This window comes from Methanosarcina subterranea, from assembly GCF_055385895.1.
This window is the reverse complement of record NZ_AP042426.1, coordinates 2,865,063-2,883,837: the sequence shown is the minus strand read 5'-3', so window position 1 is coordinate 2,883,837 and position 18,775 is coordinate 2,865,063. Positions and strand designations below refer to the sequence as shown.

Annotated in this window: 16 protein-coding genes and 1 pseudogene; 10 read left to right on the top strand and 7 right to left on the bottom strand. The window is 39.8% G+C overall.

The annotated features are described in order from the left end of the window. Positions 1 to 40 precede the first annotated feature (40 nt). Complete coding sequence (locus ACZ5A8_RS12745) at positions 41 to 1,252, top strand: ISAzo13 family transposase (RefSeq protein WP_464529477.1); 1,212 nt, start codon at positions 41 to 43, stop codon at positions 1,250 to 1,252. Positions 1,253 to 1,335: 83 nt separating this feature from the next. On the opposite strand, the gene ACZ5A8_RS12740 is transcribed toward ACZ5A8_RS12745, so the two are convergent. Continuing rightward, positions 1,336 to 1,542 carry a hypothetical protein gene (locus tag ACZ5A8_RS12740; RefSeq protein ID WP_229392353.1) on the bottom strand — a complete coding sequence of 69 codons (207 nt, stop codon included), beginning with the start codon at positions 1,540 to 1,542 and terminating at the stop codon, positions 1,336 to 1,338. A 334-nt stretch (positions 1,543 to 1,876) separates the two neighbouring features. On the opposite strand from ACZ5A8_RS12740, the gene ACZ5A8_RS12735 reads away from it, so the two are divergent. After that, entirely contained in the window at positions 1,877 to 3,856 is a 1,980-nt protein-coding gene (locus tag ACZ5A8_RS12735) for a M3 family oligoendopeptidase (protein WP_464529475.1), read from the top strand. Positions 3,857 to 3,999: 143 nt separating this feature from the next. On the opposite strand, the gene ACZ5A8_RS12730 is transcribed toward ACZ5A8_RS12735, so the two are convergent. Beyond that, entirely contained in the window at positions 4,000 to 4,206 is a 207-nt protein-coding gene (locus ACZ5A8_RS12730) for a hypothetical protein (protein ID WP_322223244.1), read from the bottom strand. A 660-nt stretch (positions 4,207 to 4,866) separates the two neighbouring features. Here ACZ5A8_RS12730 and ACZ5A8_RS12725 point away from each other — a divergent pair. After that, positions 4,867 to 6,201: a hypothetical protein gene (locus ACZ5A8_RS12725; protein WP_464529474.1), complete on the top strand. Its 1,335-nt coding sequence runs from the start codon at positions 4,867 to 4,869 to the stop codon at positions 6,199 to 6,201. A gap of 290 nt (positions 6,202 to 6,491) precedes the next feature. Continuing rightward, complete coding sequence (locus tag ACZ5A8_RS12720) at positions 6,492 to 7,673, top strand: tetratricopeptide repeat protein (protein WP_464529473.1); 1,182 nt, start codon at positions 6,492 to 6,494, stop codon at positions 7,671 to 7,673. A 124-nt stretch (positions 7,674 to 7,797) separates the two neighbouring features. Here the strand turns inward: ACZ5A8_RS12720 and ACZ5A8_RS12715 are convergent, their stop codons facing one another. After that, a complete protein-coding gene (locus ACZ5A8_RS12715) occupies positions 7,798 to 8,004 on the bottom strand; it encodes a hypothetical protein (protein ID WP_464529471.1) in 207 nt (68 codons plus the stop codon). Continuing rightward, the gene (glgP, locus tag ACZ5A8_RS12710) at positions 8,001 to 9,680 is read right to left on the bottom strand and encodes an alpha-glucan family phosphorylase (RefSeq protein ID WP_464529469.1); all 1,680 of its coding nucleotides are present in this window, start codon (positions 9,678 to 9,680) and stop codon (positions 8,001 to 8,003) included. The genes ACZ5A8_RS12715 and glgP overlap by 4 nt, the downstream gene beginning before the upstream one ends. A 409-nt stretch (positions 9,681 to 10,089) precedes the next feature. On the opposite strand from glgP, the gene ACZ5A8_RS12705 reads away from it, so the two are divergent. From ACZ5A8_RS12705 to ACZ5A8_RS12695, 3 genes are all read left to right on the top strand, one after another. Further along, positions 10,090 to 11,304 carry a HEAT repeat domain-containing protein gene (locus ACZ5A8_RS12705; protein WP_464529467.1) on the top strand — a complete coding sequence of 405 codons (1,215 nt, stop codon included), beginning with the start codon at positions 10,090 to 10,092 and terminating at the stop codon, positions 11,302 to 11,304. A gap of 310 nt (positions 11,305 to 11,614) precedes the next feature. Next, positions 11,615 to 12,607, top strand: a complete 993-nt coding sequence (amzR, locus tag ACZ5A8_RS12700; RefSeq protein WP_464529465.1) for an archaeal metabolite-sensing zipper-like regulator AmzR — start codon at positions 11,615 to 11,617, stop codon at positions 12,605 to 12,607. A 528-nt stretch (positions 12,608 to 13,135) separates the two neighbouring features. Further along, positions 13,136 to 13,576, top strand: coding sequence for a pyridoxamine 5'-phosphate oxidase family protein (locus ACZ5A8_RS12695; RefSeq protein WP_464529464.1), 441 nt, complete (start codon positions 13,136 to 13,138; stop codon positions 13,574 to 13,576). Between the two features lie 126 nt (positions 13,577 to 13,702). Here ACZ5A8_RS12695 and ACZ5A8_RS12690 read toward each other — a convergent pair. The 3 genes and pseudogenes from ACZ5A8_RS12690 to ACZ5A8_RS12680 all read right to left on the bottom strand — a co-directional run bounded on the left by ACZ5A8_RS12690 (position 13,703) and on the right by ACZ5A8_RS12680 (position 16,077). Continuing rightward, a pseudogene (locus ACZ5A8_RS12690) lies at positions 13,703 to 14,796 on the bottom strand (IS1 family transposase). A 274-nt stretch (positions 14,797 to 15,070) separates the two neighbouring features. Further along, on the bottom strand, positions 15,071 to 15,730 hold the full coding sequence (locus tag ACZ5A8_RS12685; RefSeq protein ID WP_464529462.1) for a fasciclin domain-containing protein: 660 nt from the start codon (positions 15,728 to 15,730) through the stop codon (positions 15,071 to 15,073). 188 nt (positions 15,731 to 15,918) lie between these two features. After that, positions 15,919 to 16,077, bottom strand: coding sequence for a hypothetical protein (locus ACZ5A8_RS12680; RefSeq protein ID WP_464529461.1), 159 nt, complete (start codon positions 16,075 to 16,077; stop codon positions 15,919 to 15,921). 52 nt (positions 16,078 to 16,129) lie between these two features. Between ACZ5A8_RS12680 and ACZ5A8_RS12675 the strand changes: the two genes are divergently transcribed. The 3 genes from ACZ5A8_RS12675 to ACZ5A8_RS12665 all read left to right on the top strand — a co-directional run bounded on the left by ACZ5A8_RS12675 (position 16,130) and on the right by ACZ5A8_RS12665 (position 18,428). Continuing rightward, positions 16,130 to 16,333 (top strand): hypothetical protein, encoded by a 204-nt coding sequence (locus ACZ5A8_RS12675; protein ID WP_464529460.1) that lies wholly within the window; start codon positions 16,130 to 16,132, stop codon positions 16,331 to 16,333. Between the two features lie 45 nt (positions 16,334 to 16,378). Beyond that, on the top strand, positions 16,379 to 17,527 hold the full coding sequence (locus ACZ5A8_RS12670) for an RNA-guided endonuclease TnpB family protein (protein ID WP_464529458.1): 1,149 nt from the start codon (positions 16,379 to 16,381) through the stop codon (positions 17,525 to 17,527). Between the two features lie 178 nt (positions 17,528 to 17,705). After that, positions 17,706 to 18,428 (top strand): RAD55 family ATPase, encoded by a 723-nt coding sequence (locus ACZ5A8_RS12665; RefSeq protein WP_464529457.1) that lies wholly within the window; start codon positions 17,706 to 17,708, stop codon positions 18,426 to 18,428. Positions 18,429 to 18,775: the final 347 nt, after the last annotated feature.

Genomic DNA, 18,775 nt, shown 5'->3' with positions numbered 1-18,775 from the left:
TTGATTAAAATCTGTTAGAAATGACAAGGAATTTACTTTAATGCTGCACACAAAATATTCTGAAAAAATTGAAAAACAGATGAAAGCGTTTTATAACACTTTAAATGAGAAAGATCGAAGAAGATATGCAGCCATAGAAGCAATGAAATTAGGACATGGGGGACAAAACTACATAAGTAGTGTTCTAGGCTGTCATTTTCAAACTGTTATGGCTGGAATTAATGAAATCACTAATGGTATAGAAAAACCAGGTAACAGGATTCGAAAGTCTGGCGGAGGAAAAAAGAAAATCATCGATACATTTGAAAATATTGATGAAGTTTTCTTTGACATTCTAAAACATCATACGGCTGGAAGCCCTACGGATAAAGAAATAAAATGGACGAATCTGAGTCTCAAGGGCATTTCAAAGGCTTTTGAAGCAAAAGGCATGAACATAAGTCCACATGTAGTAAAGCAGCTCTTAAAGAAACATGGTTTTGTAAAGAGAAAAATGCAAAAATCTGTCACTATGAAAGACTGTAAAGGCAGAAATGAGCAGTTTGAGAAGATTAACAAGCTCAAAGAAGAGTACGTAAAAAGCGAGAATCCGATAATCAGTATAGACGTAAAAAAAGAAGTCATCGGTAATTTCTACCGTGACGGTAAAATCTACTGTACCCAGACAGTAAAGGTATATGACCACGATTTCAATACATTTTCAGATGGTTTTGTAATTCCACATGGTATTTATGACCTGAAACGTAACGAAGGATACATCACTTTAGGAACCAGTAAAGATACAAGTGAGTTTTGTTGTGACTGCATTAAATACTGGTGGGAAAAATACGGTAAGGAAAACTATCCTAAGGCAAATAGCATTTTAACCTTAGCAGATGGTGGTGGAAGCAACTCAAGCAGGCATTATATTTTCAAGGAAGATCTGCAAAAGCTGGTAAATGAAATTGGGATTGAAATCAGAATGGCTCACTATCCACCATATACTTCGAAATACAATCCAATAGAACACAGGTTATTCTGTCATGTTACAAGTGCCTGCAAAGGTACTGTTTTCAGCACTATTGATGTTGTTAAAAGCCTTGTTGATAGGACGTATACATGCACAGGATTGAATGTGTTTTCAACCATCAAAAATAAAGTTTATGCTACGGGAAGAAAAGTAAGTGAAAACTTTAAGGAAAAAATGAAAATTGTCTTTGATGATTATTTGGGAAAATGGAATTATACAGCTATTCCAGAAGTTAAAACTTGAAGTTATTTTTCAATCATTCCTAAGTAAGTTACTTTACTGTACACTTATCTTATTCTGTCCAGTTTTTTCTTACTGCTTTTTATTCAGGCATTATAGGCATCATATATCTGCCAGATCCATATAATCAGCCATATTGAAATTCCAGTCCCGATAATGTGCATGGTCCCGGTGATCATAAGAGCTATCCAGATGCCCAGTGCCTTGAAAATATGTCCCTTTACAAGCTGGCCCAGACCTGGGATGAAAAAAGAAAATAGGGCTGGAACTCCGTGTGTTCTTCTACAGTCCATAAAACTTACCTTTTTTTAAGAACTTACTTTTTTTAAGAACTTGTCTTTCTAATAACGTATCTTTTTAAACACTTAATAAGAGGACGAATATAAACAATTCGATCCTGATGAGTCTTTTTCTTTTATATTGACATCTTAACCTGTACTCGGTAGACATGAATTATGAAGTTGAGATTTTTGATTGCATTTTTGAACACTTTTCGGACATTAGGTTAATATGAATCAGTCCTAATATATTCTCAGTTATATGTGTTACGTTCTCAGTCACGTATTACGTTCTCAGTCATGTGTTACGTTCTCAACCACAGGTTAATAGTGATCAAGGGGTAGGTTTATGGGACAAAAGTTAGTTAAACGGCTCAGTTCTCTCGAACTATTATTGCTTTTTGCAATCTTTTCAGGGCGTGATGCTTCCGACAAAGTAAAGAAATCTTCTGGAAACACAGGTGAGAATAACATGTTTAAAGAGATTGATCTCGATAAGGTTACCACGGAATGGGATGATTCTTATCTTTTCAGCAGCAGAGGAGATGCCCTGGAAAAGCTTGGGGCATTGAAAAAGAGATCAGAGGAAATAAACCAGACTTTCCGTCCGGAATTTGAGAACCTTCCCGGCTCGGTTTTACTGGATTATCTGGAAGCTGAAAAGGAGTTTTCAAGGTCTGTTGACGTCCTCTATATTTACGCGTATACTCAGCTCAGTAAAAATGTGAATGACCAGTTTTTTAACTCTCTTCTTGCAGAATCTCAGGACCTGGTTACAGAACATAGAAAGGTCAGTGCATTTGCAACCGTAAAATTGACCTCGCTCAGTAAAGAGGAGTGGGATAGGCTCTTTTCCGAAGAGCCCGGACTTGAGGTATATCGGGCTTACCTTGAAGCAACCTATATGAGGTTTGTAGAGCACAGGCCAATGAATGAAGCCCAGGCTGTATATCTTGCAGATCTCGAAAATCAACGCATGAAACTGGAAACTGAGGCTCTTTCCGAAATCACCAATAAAGTCACAATGGCAGGAAACATAACTCTTGAGAGCGGGGAAGAGTTCCAGGTAAATTCTCAGTCCTACAATACTCTGCTCTCAACAGACCAGAGCCGGGAAAACAGAAAAAGATGTTATGACCAGAGATTTTACCACCTGATAAACGAATCCGGTTCAATGGCTTCTCTCTATTCTAAAAAAGCCCGGCTTGACGACCTTGCTGCAAGTGAGCTGAACTACACGGATTCTTACGAATCCAGCCTGTATGGCCTTTATCTCACTAAAAACCAGGTTGATGACATGAATACGGTTTTTAAGGAGAGAAAGGGTGTATTTGAGGATTATAACGAGTTCAGAAGGAAAAAACTCGGGCTTGAAACTCTCAGTCCATACGACCTTCTGCTGCAGTTGACGGATCAATCCGGTAAAGATTACACCTACACAGATGCTTTGCAGGAGGTCCAGAAATCCTATTCCGGAATGGATTCCCGTTTTAACGAGATTTTTTTGAAAATGGCAACAGGAAATTTCATAGATGTATATCCTGACCCCGAACACGGAAAACAGCCAGGAGGCTACTGTTACGGACTTTATGCCCTGAAGTCTCCAGCCCTGATCTTTATGAACTATAATGGCATTATCAGTGACCAGAAGACTCTCACTCATGAACTTGGACATGGAATTAATTTCTATTTAATGGGTAACTCCGTGGATTATCTCTACTGCTCAGGTCAGATTTACGAGATGGAGATTCCTTCCACTTTCAACGAAGAACTCTTTGTTGATTATGTGGTCGAAAACTCCGATCGTGATACTGCTGTTGCAGTGCTTGCCCAGCATATAGGGGAATACCAGAACTACTTTACCCGCCAGCCCATGATTGCGGAGTTCGAATATAAGGCTCACCAGCTCTGCGCTGAAAACGGGAATGTCAGCGGAGCTGAGCTCAATGCCCTCTGGACAGACATCTCTAAAGAATACAGGAGCGAATCCATTGAATATTACAAAGAAAACTCTGCCGAATGGACCTATATTAACCACATTTATCTGACAAATAACTACTATACTTTCAACTACGCTATTTCAAAGGCAATAACTCTCGCCCTCTTCAAACAATATAAAGAAAAGCCGGAGGCCTTCAACAAAAATTACATTGCCTACCTCTCTGCAGGTTCGACAATGCCTCCTGAAGAAAAACTCAAAAAATACTTCGGGATCGAGATCAACAGGCAGCTCTTTGAGGACGCCGTGGATATCGTGAAGTTGAGGATTCAGGGATTGAATAAGCTAGAAAAAGAGATAAATGGAAATAAATCTGATTCTGCCGTATAAACCTTTATATGAACCCTTAATATCACTCAGGGTCTTTCCGGGATGATAGGCTCTGACTATTATTTTCTACTAATTTGATAAACACCGATGGTAAGTTCTTTTTAACCTGCTTTTTATGCATTATGGGTTTCTCATTGGGTTTTTCAGGCATTATAAGCATCATAGATCTGCGCGACCCAGACAACCATTCCCATTAAAAACCCAATTCCGATTACGCTCATGAATGCACTGATTAGCAGGGCTGCCCAGACGCCCAGTGCCTTGGACACTTGCCCCTTTACAAGCTGGCCCAGGCCGGGGATGAAAAAAGAGAATAGTGCTGGAACGCCGTGTGTTTTTTTATAACTCATAAATTTACCCTCCCTTATTTTAGAAAATATACCGACCAAATGTAATTACTAAAAATATTCATTGCTTTAATTAATTTTATAAGTATTAAATATTAGTGTAATAATCCCTTTAGTGAAAGCCCTGACTCTTTTAGTAGTTGCCTGTCCAGGAAGTCCCATTTAAATGTATTGTGAATTCGTATTTTCAGCTCTCAAACAGGTCCAGAATTTCTACTATTCATTTGAAATTCGTCCTGAAGTTATCGGTATTTTTGTAACCCAAATGGTATATGTGTAAATACCCAGCTCGTTCATAAACACTTTTGTTATTTCTTCAAATTATATGCCATAATTAATATATATGATAATATTAAACCACAGCATATAATCTTTACTTTGGAGTAAAAAATGTATAATGTTTGAAAACCTGCATGTTGTGAAGTATCAGTTATGATGTCGAAAGGGATATCGAATATCTAAACCCAAATGTTAACGGAAAACCAAACTAACCCTAAAATCTTGATTGAATTTTATTCGTAAAATTCTAATTGAATTTTATTCTTGAATAAAACTCTAAAGCAAATTCTCCTTTAACGATGAAATTGATTTTTTTCGGTATTGATTTTTTTTCGTAATAACTGACTGCTTTATGGTGATTTGCAGGCTGCTCGGAGTCTTTATATGGATAAACAGGACAATAAAAAATCGGCATTGGATCACTTCAGGTCTTTATGGGGTTCATTGCCAGAAATTATAAAATTAGTTGGTACCATCCTGGGTATAGCCCTCGCTCTTAAAGCCCTGTTTCCTGCAGCAGCTATGGGAATTAATTCTTTTGATGCAGGTCCTGAAGTTATTGAACCCGGAGAGCTTTCCGTTCTAAGCTGGGAAGTCTCAGGGGCAACGAATGTAACTATAGAGCCTGATCTCGGAGCCGTAAACTCGAGTGGATCACTTCCCGTATCTCCTTCTGAAACAACAATTTACAAACTGATAGCTTCAGATGAAGGGAAAGAAAAAGTAGCTACATGTACGGTTACGGTTGAAGAGGAGGATCTGCTTATCAGTTCTTTTGATGCAAGTCCAGACTCTATTCAGCCAGGAGAAAATGCTGTCTTGAGCTGGCACGTTGCCGGAGTTTCAAACGTCACTATACAGCCCGGTATCGGAATTGTAGAGCCCGCAGGGACATTGAATGTATCACCCACAGACACTATTTCATATGAGCTTACAGCCTCAAATGGCGATAAAGAAGATACGGCTTACTGCACGGTTACGGTTGAAGGAAGTCCTCTGCCTCCGAAAGATAACTTAACATCTGCAGAAGAGAACATTTTACCCTCTAATGAGAATCTATCAGGTCCGAAAGAGTATCTGCCTTCAGAGGATCTACCTTCAGAGGATTTACCTTCAATTGTTTCTTTTAACGCAGATTCTGATGTCATTGCTAAAGGAGAGAGTTCCAATTTAACATGGAATGTTTCCGAAGCTACGGAAATTGCCATAGAACCTGGGATAGGGACTGCAGGCCTGACCGGCAGCCAGCGTATATTCCCGGAAGAAACCACCACTTATACCCTGACAGCTACAAACAAAGCAGGAAGTGTTAGCGCTACCAAAGTCATATTCGTGGAAGAACCTTCTATGCTTACACCCTCTGTTCCTATCTCTACTCCGGAGCAGGTCTCACCAGCCAGCGGAGAAGTATTCGACACTTCTACTGCACAGGCTGTACTCAAATGGAAAGCTGTTTCGGGTGCGGCAAACTACACGGTAGAAATAGATTCATACGATTCAAGTACGGGTATGTGGCTTTCGGAAACTTCCGGATCCAGAGTAGTTTCCGGGATTTCCGGAACAAGCTACTCTTTTGAATTTCTGGAGGGCACAGGTCAGTACCGCTGGAGGATCTGGGCTGTGAGTTCGGAAGGCAGGGAAAGCGACAAAAGTGGCTGGTGGAACTTCAGTCATCCGCTTAACATCAGTACAGAAACCGGAAATTTGTCCTCCATGTAATTTCTTATTACAGGTTGCAGTAAGGCTGTTTGAGTTAATAACCGGATACTCTCCGGTCAGTTTCTTTTTTAATATCTTTTTTTCGTACAGGCATCAGTTTAAAAAAAACACGAATTGGCTGGGAAAAAAAGCAGCTACAAGCTTTGAAAAGGTTTATATTATCAGGATTCGGAAATACTGGTAAGCTCAGATAAATTTCTATAAAAACTGGATTTCCATAAATGCAGATTCCAGAAAAAAATGTAGATTCCAAGAAATGTAGATTCCAAAAAATGTAGATTCCACAAGTTATGATCCGCAAAAAGCAAACCGAAAAATCCTATGAATGGGACCCTCCGGCTCCTTCAACAGTCTATATCAAAATTAAGAATATCCCTTACGAGACCTTCAAAACCAGGCTGAACCAGGGACTGGTTACTACCGATCTCGACCAGATCAGGTACCGGCTCGATAGGCACGTCTACTGCTGCGGAGTCTGTTCGAAGTACGTGAATGGATACTGCGTCATTACAAACAGAAAATCTGAACCAGGCTGGATCTGTAAGTCCTTCGTGCCAAAAGAGGAGTTCATATACCTTGATGCCAGGCCTGAGCAGAAAGATTCGGCAGGGTTCAGGTACCTCTCTGAAACCGGGCTTGAAAAGGACAGTGCCGAAAGTGAGGGGGAAGAAGGAAGTCCGGAAAGTACAGGGATGAGAGGCTTTTATGAAGAAGGAGTGATTCTCTACAGACAGGGAAGGCTAAAGCTTGCACTTCAAGCTTTTGACCGCGTGCTTGAAGAAAATCCTCTTGATTTCGCAGCCCTGTTTCATAAAGGAAATTCCCTGCTGAAACTCAAACGCTATGAAGAAGCTCTCGAGATATTCGAAAGAGCCTCGAAAATTAGCCCTGATAATGCAGGGCTCTGGACTAACCTGGGTTTTGCTCTAACAAAGCTTGAGCGCTTCCGGGATGCGCTTGAGGCTTTCGAGAAATCGATTTTCCTGAACCCTGTTCAAAAAAACGCCTGGGAAGGCAAGGACGCAGTGCTTGCCAGGATACGCATGTGTGAAGAGAAACTCAGCGAATCTGAAAAAACTCTGGAAATAAATCCTGACGATCCGGAGACTCTGTTTGAGAAAGGGAAACTCCATCTCAGGCTTGGCGAGCCGGAAAAGGCTATGCAGGCTTTTAAAAAAGCCCTTGAGATAAAGCCTGAAAATGCTGAGGCCTGGCAGCTCCGGGGAAAAGTCCTCTTTAGAGCCGGTTCGGAAAAAGAGGCTCTGCATGCTTTTGAGAAGGCAACTCGCCTTAAGCCTGATTATTCCGAAGCCTGGTACGAAAAGGGAAAGGTTTTTCTGAAACTCGGAAACCTGAGAGGGGCAGAAAATGCTTTTAAAATTGCAGCCGATCTCTGGGATAGTAAAGGTTTCAAAACAAAAGCGGAAAGTGCCCGTGAAAAAGTTAAAAAGCTAGAATCCGGAAAAGCGTAAGTTTTCTCTAGTATCACGCTCGACGAAGGAGAGTGGCTTTCCCGCGAAAAAGGATAAAGTAAAGCCAGCAAATAAAAATAATCTAAAAGATTTTCAGGGATACAATTAAAAGAATAATTAAATTCTACAAAGAGATATTTTCCTCTATCTCCTTTTTCTTGTTGGAAAGGGCCGCCAGACAAGCTGGCGTAAGCATTTTCTCATTTATTAATTGAAATGTGATTTCCAGGCCGATGTAAGTATTTTTCAGGCTGATGACCTGGCTGCGGTTCTGTTTTGCTTTTGGAGTGAAATTAACCTGGTTCAGGACAGCCTGGTTCCCGAAGTTCACAGATAAGCATGAGTAACATAACGCCTCATCATTCTGTGGCTATTGAAATAATATGCAACCATACCTATAGAGTTGTTTATCAGTTTAAACCATTCGTCCCTGCGGTCGTAATACATGGGGACTATAACGTAGTAGAGTTTGTTGTAAAGATCGTCAAGCTCAGAGAGCCTTGCCTCTTCCACGGTAAGGTGTTCTTCGGGCTGAGGTCCTATGGACCAGCCAGTCACTCCTTCGATCCATCCTTCAATCCACCAGCCGTCAAGCACACTGAAGTTTACAACCCCGTTATGGGCAGCTTTCATGCCGCTTGTGCCAGAGGCTTCATAAGGGCGAACCGGGGTGTTCAGCCAGAGGTCGACTCCGGAAACCATCTTTGCAGCCAGGTCCATATCGTAATTCTCCAGAAAAACGATCTTGATTTCGTTCCGGAGTGTTTCTATAGTTTTGAAAATATCCCTTATGAGCTGTTTTCCGGCTTCGTCATGCGGATGGGCTTTGCCTGCAAAGATAAGCTGAATCTTTCCCCTCCTGTTTACCTTTCTGAGCCTTTCAAGATCGGAGAGGATTAAAGTTGCTCGTTTATACGCTGTCATACGCCGTGCAAAACCTATGGTCAGGGTCTCATAGTCCATACCTGCCCCTGTTCTTCTGTTGACCTCATCTATAAGGGCTTTTTTTGCTTTCCTGCGAGCCTCCCATATTTCATCATCAGGAATTCCCCCTATCCTTACCAGGAGCTCGGGTTCATTTGCCCATCCAGGCAGATAACGGTCAAAAAGCTGCTTGAAAAACGGGGAGGTCCAGGTATAGGAGTGTACGCCATTTGTTATTGCCTGGATCGAATACCCTGGAAAAAGTTCGTTTGAGATCCGGCTGTGCCGTTTTGTAACGCCATTAACATAGTCTGACAGGTTGAGAGCAAAAAGACTCGTATTAAAACGGTCTGATCCTCCATATTTTCTCAGGATTTCGATATCATTCTTATCACGGATCAGATCTTCAACAAGTCCATAATCGAACTTATCATGCCCTGCTTCTACCGGAGTATGGGTGGTAAAAATGCAAAGGTCCTTTACTCTCAGACATTCTTTGCCATTACATTTTAAAAGCTCCAGAGCAAGGAGGCTTGAGTGTCCTTCATTCATATGGTATTTTCGGACCTTAAAGCCAAGTGCATTAAGCATGCGTACTCCCCCTATCCCGAGCACTATTTCCTGCTTGAGCCTGTAGGTATGGTCACCCCCATAAAGGAAGTCTGTGATCCCGCGATCTTCCCATGAGTTCCCCTCTACATTCGTATCGAGAAAAATGATAGGTACGCAGCCCCCGGTCAGGCTTTCGCAATTATAATGCCATGCCTGGACTTTAACCTCTCTGTCCTGAATTTTTACGCTGACTTCCTGCTGGAGTCTGGTCATCAGGTGTGAAGGGTCCCACTCTTCAGTTTGTTCTGTCTGGTTCCCGAAGATGTCAAGGCTCTGCCTGAAATATCCTTTATTACTGACAAGAGTTACTGCCACAAGCGGAACATTGAGATCTGCAGCCGAGCGGATTGTATCGCCTGCGAGCACTCCAAGCCCTCCTGCATATGTCGGGAGTTCATTGCGAAGCCCTATTTCCATGGAAAAATAAGCTATTTTTTGCCCTTTCAATACTCCTTGAAGACCATCTTCCATATTTGTAAATCCCCTTGCCTTTATCTTTTAACAGAGATACTTAAAATGCGTTTTGCTAATAATATTTGTAAAGATGTCTCCGGTGATATATTAACTCGACCTTTAAGATTGACTTGTTAATTCAAACAAGGCTTTAAATAAACCAAAAATAGTTTCTTGCTAACTGAGGTTTTTAGTTTCCTGGCATCTAAGATTACAAAATGTATTCTCTGCTGCTTTTAAACCTGAAAACAACTGCAAACCAGACTAATGAATACGCTTTAATGTCAATTTAAATTTCGCATGTAAACTATTTAATTTATAAATGTTTTTAAGTATGATTTAAATAACAAATGTGAATATATTATTTAGGTTAATTTTATTCTGGTAGATATTTAATTAGTGGTGGACAATAAGTAGGTGGAAAGAAATGCCTGAAAATATTATATCTCGTCTCCCTGGGGATTCTGAAGAAAAAGAGGCAATTTCTTTTAGATCTCTAGAGTTGCTTAAAGATCGGGCAGTAAAAGATAAGGATTATACGGTTAGACGTGAAGCTCTTCTCATACTTGCGAAAAATTTTGGTGATAGTGAAGATATTTTTGAATTTATAAAAGAAAGAGCTGTCAGAGATAGCCATTACTCAGTCCGAAAGACTGTCCTTCAGGAACTGGCGAGATCATGGAAGGAAAGGCCCGAAATATTACACCTGGTCAGGGAAAGGGCTATTGAAGATATTAATTATGAGGTTCGGAGAGCTGCTGTAAAGGAACTTGCAGAGAACTGGAAGCATATGCCTGAAATCCTCGAGCTTCTAAGAGATTGGGCTGAGAACGCAAAAGATAGGTTTGTCCGAAGTACAGCTCTTCAGGAACTTTCCAGGTGCTGGGGTAAAAATTGCTGTAGTCTGGATTTTATAACACGTAGGGTTGTTGAGGAGAAAGATGGTTTTGTCAGGGCTGTTGCAATCCAGAGCGTTGCAAAATACTGGAGTAAGGAATCGGAGGTCCTTCAGTTGGTAAGAGATAAAGCCCTGACTGACGAGCATTACTCTGTAAGGAGTGAGGCTTTACAGGCACTGGCAGAGAAATGGCCCTGCAAAGGTGATATCCTCCCTTTAATAAAAGAAAGGGCAATAAAGGATGGTCATTATTCCGTAAGAGGGGCTGCTATTCAGGAACTTGCAAACGGCTGGCGGAGCGACCCTGAAACCCTGGAATTTATCCGGGACAGGTGCATTCACGATGAAGATAATATGGTCCGGGGAACCGCAGTCACTCTGCTTACTTCCTTATGGCCTGAAGAGCCTGGAACTTTTGAATTGATAATGGAAAAAGCTGTTTCCGATGAACATTATTCAGTCAGGAAAAATTCAATGGAAGAGCTCGCAAAAGTCTGGCATGAAAATCCTGAGACACTTGCACTTGTAAGGGACAGATTGCTAAATGATGAAGATAATTTTGTAAGGATTACTGCAGTTCAGGAACTTGCAAAAATCTGGCATGCAGACCCTGGCACTCTTCCTCTGATTAAGGAGATAGCTCTTAAAGAAAAAGATGAGTTTGTAAAAGATGCGGCTGTCCGGGAAATAATAGACGGCTGGCAAGGCGAAGCTATAACAGAATTCGTAAAAAAACTCGCTTAGAAGCCAGCTTAGAAGCCAGCTTAGAAACTCGCTTAATATCTCTCACCTGAATCCTCTAACTTCTGAAAGGAAATCTGAGTTGAGTTTGATTTATATATTTTTCCCTCGGTTTTTCCTTTTTTCTGCTAATTAATACGTTTAGACATTTCGTCTTTTAATCACTATTACGCCTTCCCATCGTGATATCTCTGAAGGTTCAAATCACAATCTTTTTAATTCATTGTGTGTTTCTATGTAGTTATAGCAAAAAGACTAAATATGCGAAAATTTCTCATAGGTTCCTGTAAAAGGTTTCTGTACGGAGAATAAGATGGCTAAAGCGGCTTCGAATTCGGCTAAAAACGGAAGTAACAACAGGCAAAAATCCTGTAAATATCTCAATGAGATAGCATTATGCAGTGCACTTGAGATGGCAAAAGAGCTTATCTCAGTAATAAATAAAGTTCCTGTCACTGTTTTCCTGTGGCGTCCAGAAAAGTACTGGCCTGCAGAGTTTGTCTCTGAGAACATAAAGCAGTTCGGATATACAGTAGAAGAATTCACGTCAGGAAAACTTCTCTATGGGAACATTGTGCATCCTGACGACCTGGAGAGGGTCGAAAGAGAACTCTCAAGAAGGATTGAAGAAGATTATGTTGATTTCTCCCAGGAATACCGGATACTTACAAAATCCGGGGAAGCCCGCTGGGTTGAGGAAAGAACCTTTATCGAAGCCGATGAGAATGGAGTCGTAAAATACCTTAAAGGCATAATTCTGGATATTACCGAAAGAAAAAGAAAAGAAAAGCTGCTCTATATCCAGAGAGACCTTGGAATTGCTCTAAGCACTTCGAATTACCTTGATGAAACCCTTGATAAACTGCTTGATTCTTGCCTTCAGATAGATGAAATCAATGCTGGCGGAATTTATCTGGTTGACGACGAGACCGGTGACATGACTCTTGCTATCTATCGTGGTCTCTCTCCTACCTTTGTCGAGAATGCCTCCTATTATAGTGTAAATTCTCCAAATGCCAAGCTCGTTATGATAGGGCAGCCTGTCTATAAGCAGCACATAGACCTTCTTCTTACTTCTAGAGATGATATACTCAGGCAGGAAAACCTTAGAGCTACAGCAATAATCCCTGTACGATCCGGAAAGAAGGTTATTGCTGCCTTTTATCTTGCCTCGCGGGTGGAGTATGAGCTTTCGGATAGTGTGCGTACTGTTATTGAAACTATTGCGACTCAATTCGGGGTTTTCATCTCCCGGATCCGGCTTGAAGAAAAACTCAAAGAATGTGTGAAGAAGCGAAAGGCTTAATGCTTCTTCTATTTCGACTTAATGCTTCTTCTATTTCGACTTAATGCTTCATTTATTTTGATTTCATCGCCCAGCTCTGGAAAGATCAATTCTTCCTTTTCCTGACAATTACCTGGAAAAAACGAGAATGCCGGTTTTTTCATCTGCCTATCTTTTCAGGGCCTTTTTCTTAAGTCTGGATATTATTGCTTTCCAGGATTTTCCAGGATTATGCGTAATCAAGGTTCATTACCTCTGATTTCCTATGGGATAAGATCAAAAGCCTACCTCGTGATGAATCCTGCAGGAAATTTGCATACAAACGTATTTTATTTGCAGGTTCCGTAATTTATAAGTAAGATTTATAAATTTTGTCACTATAAATCGTATGGGGAAAGGACTGCAAATATCAGTAGATCATAATGGATTTTTTCCCTTCATAGCATTGATTGAAGAATACCTTGAAATAGTATCTGGAAAGGCTCGATGTAAAATGTCCGGATCTCCTTATGAGGTCTGACTGAAAGTTATAACATCTGGTGGGGGAATATGACAGAAGAGCTTAAAAATAAGATTCGTGAATACCTTGCAAATCACTATTACCTGAACCTGGCAACCGTAAGCCCTCAGGGAAGGCCAATGGCACATACAATGGCGTATGTTTCCGAAAACGAAATCATATACCTGGCAACTAATAAAAACACCCGAAAGGTTCAGAATATCATGCAAAACCCGAAGGTAGCATTTACTGTTGATGAAGATGATCCTGACTGGTTTGATATGCAAGCACTTCAGGTAGAAGGCAGGGCATCGATAGTTGCCGATGAGAAAGAGTTGCGGGAAGTAGGGGAGATCATGGCAGCCAAATTCCCTATTACTGCAGATATGCCGCCTGATCCGGATACTATCATGATAAAAATAGAACCCGAGATTGTCTATTATCTGGATTACAGTGTTGAGTTCGGGCACAGAGTAAACGTAAACTTCTGAACAGACTATCGAATCCGGTAGATAATTAGACTCAAGGAAAAGCTTCACAGCTTTTCTTCTATTCAGAAGCCAATTTTTAAATTTTATTTTTATTTTTATTTTTACTTTTATTTTGGTGCTGCCTCATTAATTAGTTGATATTTTTATCTTCCTGTAATTTAACAAATCCGTTAATGTCCATTTACTTTTAGTAATTCCAGCTTCTTCTGCTGGTGTTTTTCTTCCTGAAACTCCATTTTGTTTTTCTTTAGTTAATCCCCTATGATCTCTGCAAAAGTTAAAATATGTGGAATAAAGCCTCATTTGACTGTACAGACACTTAATTTTCTTTGAGAATCCTATTGTTTTCCTCGAAATTCTATTATTATCCTGTCTAAACGTTAGATTTTGTCTTTCGAGTAAACTCGTTGATATTTCACTTTGATCTATATTTTGACCAAATATAACTCTTTTTTCAATTTTCTGAAGCTTCCTCACCTGTTTGTTTTTAATCACCTGGGTATATCTCAGGTCTTTATCAGGTACTGTTACTGGTTTTCTGGGTCTTCCTCTCTTTCCTGTTTTAGGAAATTTTACCAATCTACCATATTTTTGTAAAAGAGCTTCAGCATAGAATTTTAATCCATCTGTAACGAAAAGAGGCTTTAAATCTGAAAGATGTTTATCCGTAATCTCTACTAACTTGTCTGCTACATGCTGTTTTCTTGGTCCCAGTACAAAATCAATTATTAGCCTGGATTCAGGTGCAAAGCTCACCCACATCCATGCTCCGTCGTCTTCAATTTCTGTTCTTGGAGCAACTTTTTTTCAATTATTACCCATAATTCGTCCATCTCAACCTTGGAAATATTGAGATCTTTCATTAAGTCTTTATTTACAATATCACATTGTTTCGCTGCACGAAACAACCAGTTACTAACTGTAGTAGGTTGAACTTCCAATACGTCAGCAATTGCTTGTATTGACATTCCTTTGATAGCCATTTTAAGGGCTAGTTTAATGTCAGATTCATCTTTACGGACATTATCAAAAAAAGTACCTGTTCGGTCATTGAATACTCTGCCGCATTCGCGGCAGATATATTTTCTAACTAGTTTATTCTTGATTTGATAGGTACCATTGCCTATGATGTTTTCTTTTCCAGTAACACCATAGAGTTTACAATCCTTATTAGGACAGGAAGCATTTGTGAACTTTGGCTTTGCTCCTCTTTTTCCCATTATAATAATATTATATTTTTCCCTGTATATAATATCAACTAAATATAAATGGAGCACCTTTATTTTTATTTTATGTTATTTTATTTTATTTTATTTTATTTTTCCGTTCTTTAGCCTTTAATTGCGTTTTTACTCTATAATATTAAAACTTAAAATGCCTGTGCTGGACAGACACAAAATAGAAATAAAGAAGCGAAAAGAAATTAAGAAAAATTAAAAAGATAAAAATAAATTAAAAAAGATGAAAAAGATAAAAAAGCTTTTAATTCTGCTTTTACAACCCGGAAGGAATCAGTACTTCATTGATTCCGTGAATTACACCGTTGCTTGCAATAATGTCAGGTTCGACAACAGTTGCGTTTCCGATTGTTACTTCATCATCTGTAATATCTACAGGGAGCTCGTCGGTTTGCACAGTAGCAAGCATCTGCCCGTCTTCAAGGTCCGATGCCATGTATTCTCCTTCTACTACATGGTAAGTCAGCACATCGTTCAGGGCCTGTTCGTCCGCACGGAGGTCATCAAGCGTACCTTCCGGAAGGGCGTCAAAGGCTTCATTGGTAGGGGCAAATACTGTGTATGTCCCTTCATTCAGGGTATCCTCAAGTCCTGCATCCCTGACAACTGAGGCAAACATAGTGTAGCCTGCAGCTTCTGCAGCATCAACAATTGTCTGGTTGTCCTCTGCACCACTTTCATTGTCGCCAATGCCTGGCTCTTCCTCACCTGGAATTATTCCCTCTTCTCCCCCAATCGAAGATTCTTCTTCCTGACCGGGTACCAGTCCTTCATCCGCATCTTCACCTGAAGGTTCTTCTGTCCCTTCTGTTAGAGCGACTTCTTCTACCGGAGTTACCCTTTCCTCGGTGTCAACCTCTTCCTGAGTATCTTCTGCACAGCCGGAAACGAAAAGCATTCCTGCTAAAAGTAACACTATAAGAATTCCAAGTTTCTTAATACTTCTTCCCCCATTATACAATTAAAAGATATACTTTATGATGTATTTTTCATATCACATTATATGCTCTTTTTATTTAACCTTATCTGTTTTTGGAAATAATAGTCTTTTTAAAAAAACATCTGTTAAAAAATAGTTTATATTAAAAAATCTGCCGGATATTGCTAAATGATAAGTGCCAGATGGTTGCGTTTTTTATCTGACTGAAGGCTCTTCGGGGACTCTTTCAGATAGTTTATGCTCTGCTCATCTGCAGATAATGTCTGCAGATCACTCATCTGGGCTGGCTTATCTGCCAGAGCATCTTTGACAGTTCTTATCAAGTTACTGATTAAGTCACACGAAGGACTTTTCTTTTTATATGAACAGCTTTCCTTGCTTCACCAGAAACTTTTTACCCGAAAATCAACTGGAGTATCAACTGGAGAGACCTATCCGGCAGAAAGTTCGCTGTTTCCGTTGACTTCAGATTTTTATCTCATAAGGCTGGAAGACCCCCTTCCTCAGCACATCGGGCTTTCGCCCGAATGGGACAGGGAAGGGATGAGAGCCGTCAACTTCCCAACATCATACCGGTAGTGATCCTGTTAATATTGATATAGTTTCCAAACGTATATAATGCCGATGAAAAGAGGAATACGATACAGAATTTGCCCTAATAAGGAACAAAAAGCCCTTATGGAAAAACACTTCGGTAGTACTCGATTTGTCTACAATAAACTTCTTGAAATAAAATCATTAATGTATAAAAAATTCAGAATAAGTATATCTGAATTTGAACTTAATAACCATATTCAAGTTCTTAAAGAAGCCTATCCCTTCTTGAAAGAAGTAAATTCTCAATCTCTGCAACAAACTAGCAAAAATCTTAATTCTGCATTCAACCATTTCTTTAAGGATGGGTTTAAATATCCACAGAAGAAAAGAAAAAGGGATAATCATTTCTCTTTCCAAATTCCACAACATTATATTATTAATTTTGCTACCTCTAAAATTAATTTACCAAAAATCGGTTGGATAAAAGTTAAGATACATAAGCAACTTTTTAAGGAAATGGAATTAGAAGGAAATATTATTAAAAGTGATTTTAATTCTGAATTTCTAAAAACAATAGCGGTATCGAGAACCCCTGCAGGAAAATACTATATCAGTATCTTAACTGATGATGGAGAGAAATGTCCTGAACCTGAATCATTTTCCCGTGCTACAATGATTGGAGTTGATGTTGGACTTTTGACTTTTGCTACTCTTTCTACAGGAGAAAAAATAGATAATCCTAAATTCCTGAAAATTTCTCTTGAAAGATTGAAATTCTTGCAAAGAAGAGTTTCCAGGAAAGTAATAGGTTCAAAAAACCGTAGAAAGGCAGCATACAAACTTGCTAAGTTGCATGAGAAAATTGCTAATCAGAGACATGACTTTCAACATAAAGTTTCAAAAAAGCTAATCAGCGAAAACCAAGCAGTAGCAGTTGAAACTTTAAATATTAAAGGAATGAAAAAGAACCACAAATTAGCACAGGCTATTAGTGATTCAGCATGGTATTCTTTCGTGCAAAAATTAACATACAAAGCTGAATGGTCTGGTAAAACAGTTTTGAAGATAGGTCAATGGGAATCATCTTCAAAAACTTGTAACGTTTGTGGTTATAAGCATCCAAATTTGACAGAAGATATTAGAGAGTGGCTTTGTCCTTCCTGTAATGTTTTGCATGATAGGGACATTAATGCAGCTATCAATATAAAGAAATTCGCCGTAGGGACTACGGTTTGAGCCTGTGGACCAGGAAAAAACGGCAACCGCCTAGTATGAAGCAGGAAGCACCTTCCTCAAAAATCTGAGTTTACGAAGATTTTAGGTAGGTGTAGTTCACAGTGAGTAAGAGATTAACTTATCTTGATGAGAAGCTTATCGCGTTTAAAAAACTTATCGCGTTTAAAGATGTGATAGTATGGAGAGTTTGTCTACCGGAGTAGAAGGGTTGGATTTGTTGATAGAGGGAGGGTATCCTAAGGGAAAAAGTATTCTAATTACTGGCCCCCCTGGCTCAGGAAAAACCATCCTTGGGCTTCATTTCCTTCACAGGAGCTGTCAGGAAGGCCGAAAATGCATACTTGTTCTTACCAGAGAACTCACTGAAGACGTACTTACTCAGGCACGGAGCCTCAAGCTTAACCTGGAACCTTTCCTTGAGAACAAGCAGCTCAGTATAAGGAATGTGTTCGAAGACAAAATGAACAAGATCAAAAGCACTTCTAAATTCGGAAAAGGCCTATGCGCCGTTGATACGGATATAATCGAATATCTGAGCTCCATGTCTTCGGAGGTCGATGTTGTGGTCATTGACAATATCGGAGTAATGGCCATACACCATGACATCAGGGAGTTTGCAGATGAGTTCAGCTCGATAAGCATCATCCTCCTGAAAAACGGATGCACAAGCCTCTTTATAATGGACGAGGACTCTTACGAGCTGACTCACAAACTTACAGGTTACATGGTTTTCGGGCTGATGAGGCTCACAACACAGGAAAATTACATTTCGGGAAAAACGAAGCAATATCTCTACATTGAGAAAATGAGAAATACTCCAGTTCCGGTCAAGTATTCTCTGTTTGATATAACCCCGCGGGGGATCAGAGTTATCGCAGGCATGAAATCACCTGTAAAATGACCCGATTTAATTTCCTGAATGTCCCTTCAAACAGAAAAACTAACCTCTGAGATTAAGGAAACCAGAGTAAAAAGGAGATAGTAACTGAGGGTACACAGGATAACAGATAGACAGTAACCTCTGCATAGCTTGCCATCCCGAGTTTCGCTTCGGGATCACAGGAAATCAGAGATTTCCTGGGAGTTGCACTGCAAGTGCAACAGCACGAGGTCCTTTTCGCTCCACTGCGTTTCGCTCAAGAGGACTAATTTATTGGTTATAGCAGTGATCCTTGCTCAGGAGGACTGATTAAATTGGGTTGAAATTTTATGGAAATTCGACTCTAACATTAATTAATAAGTTAATTG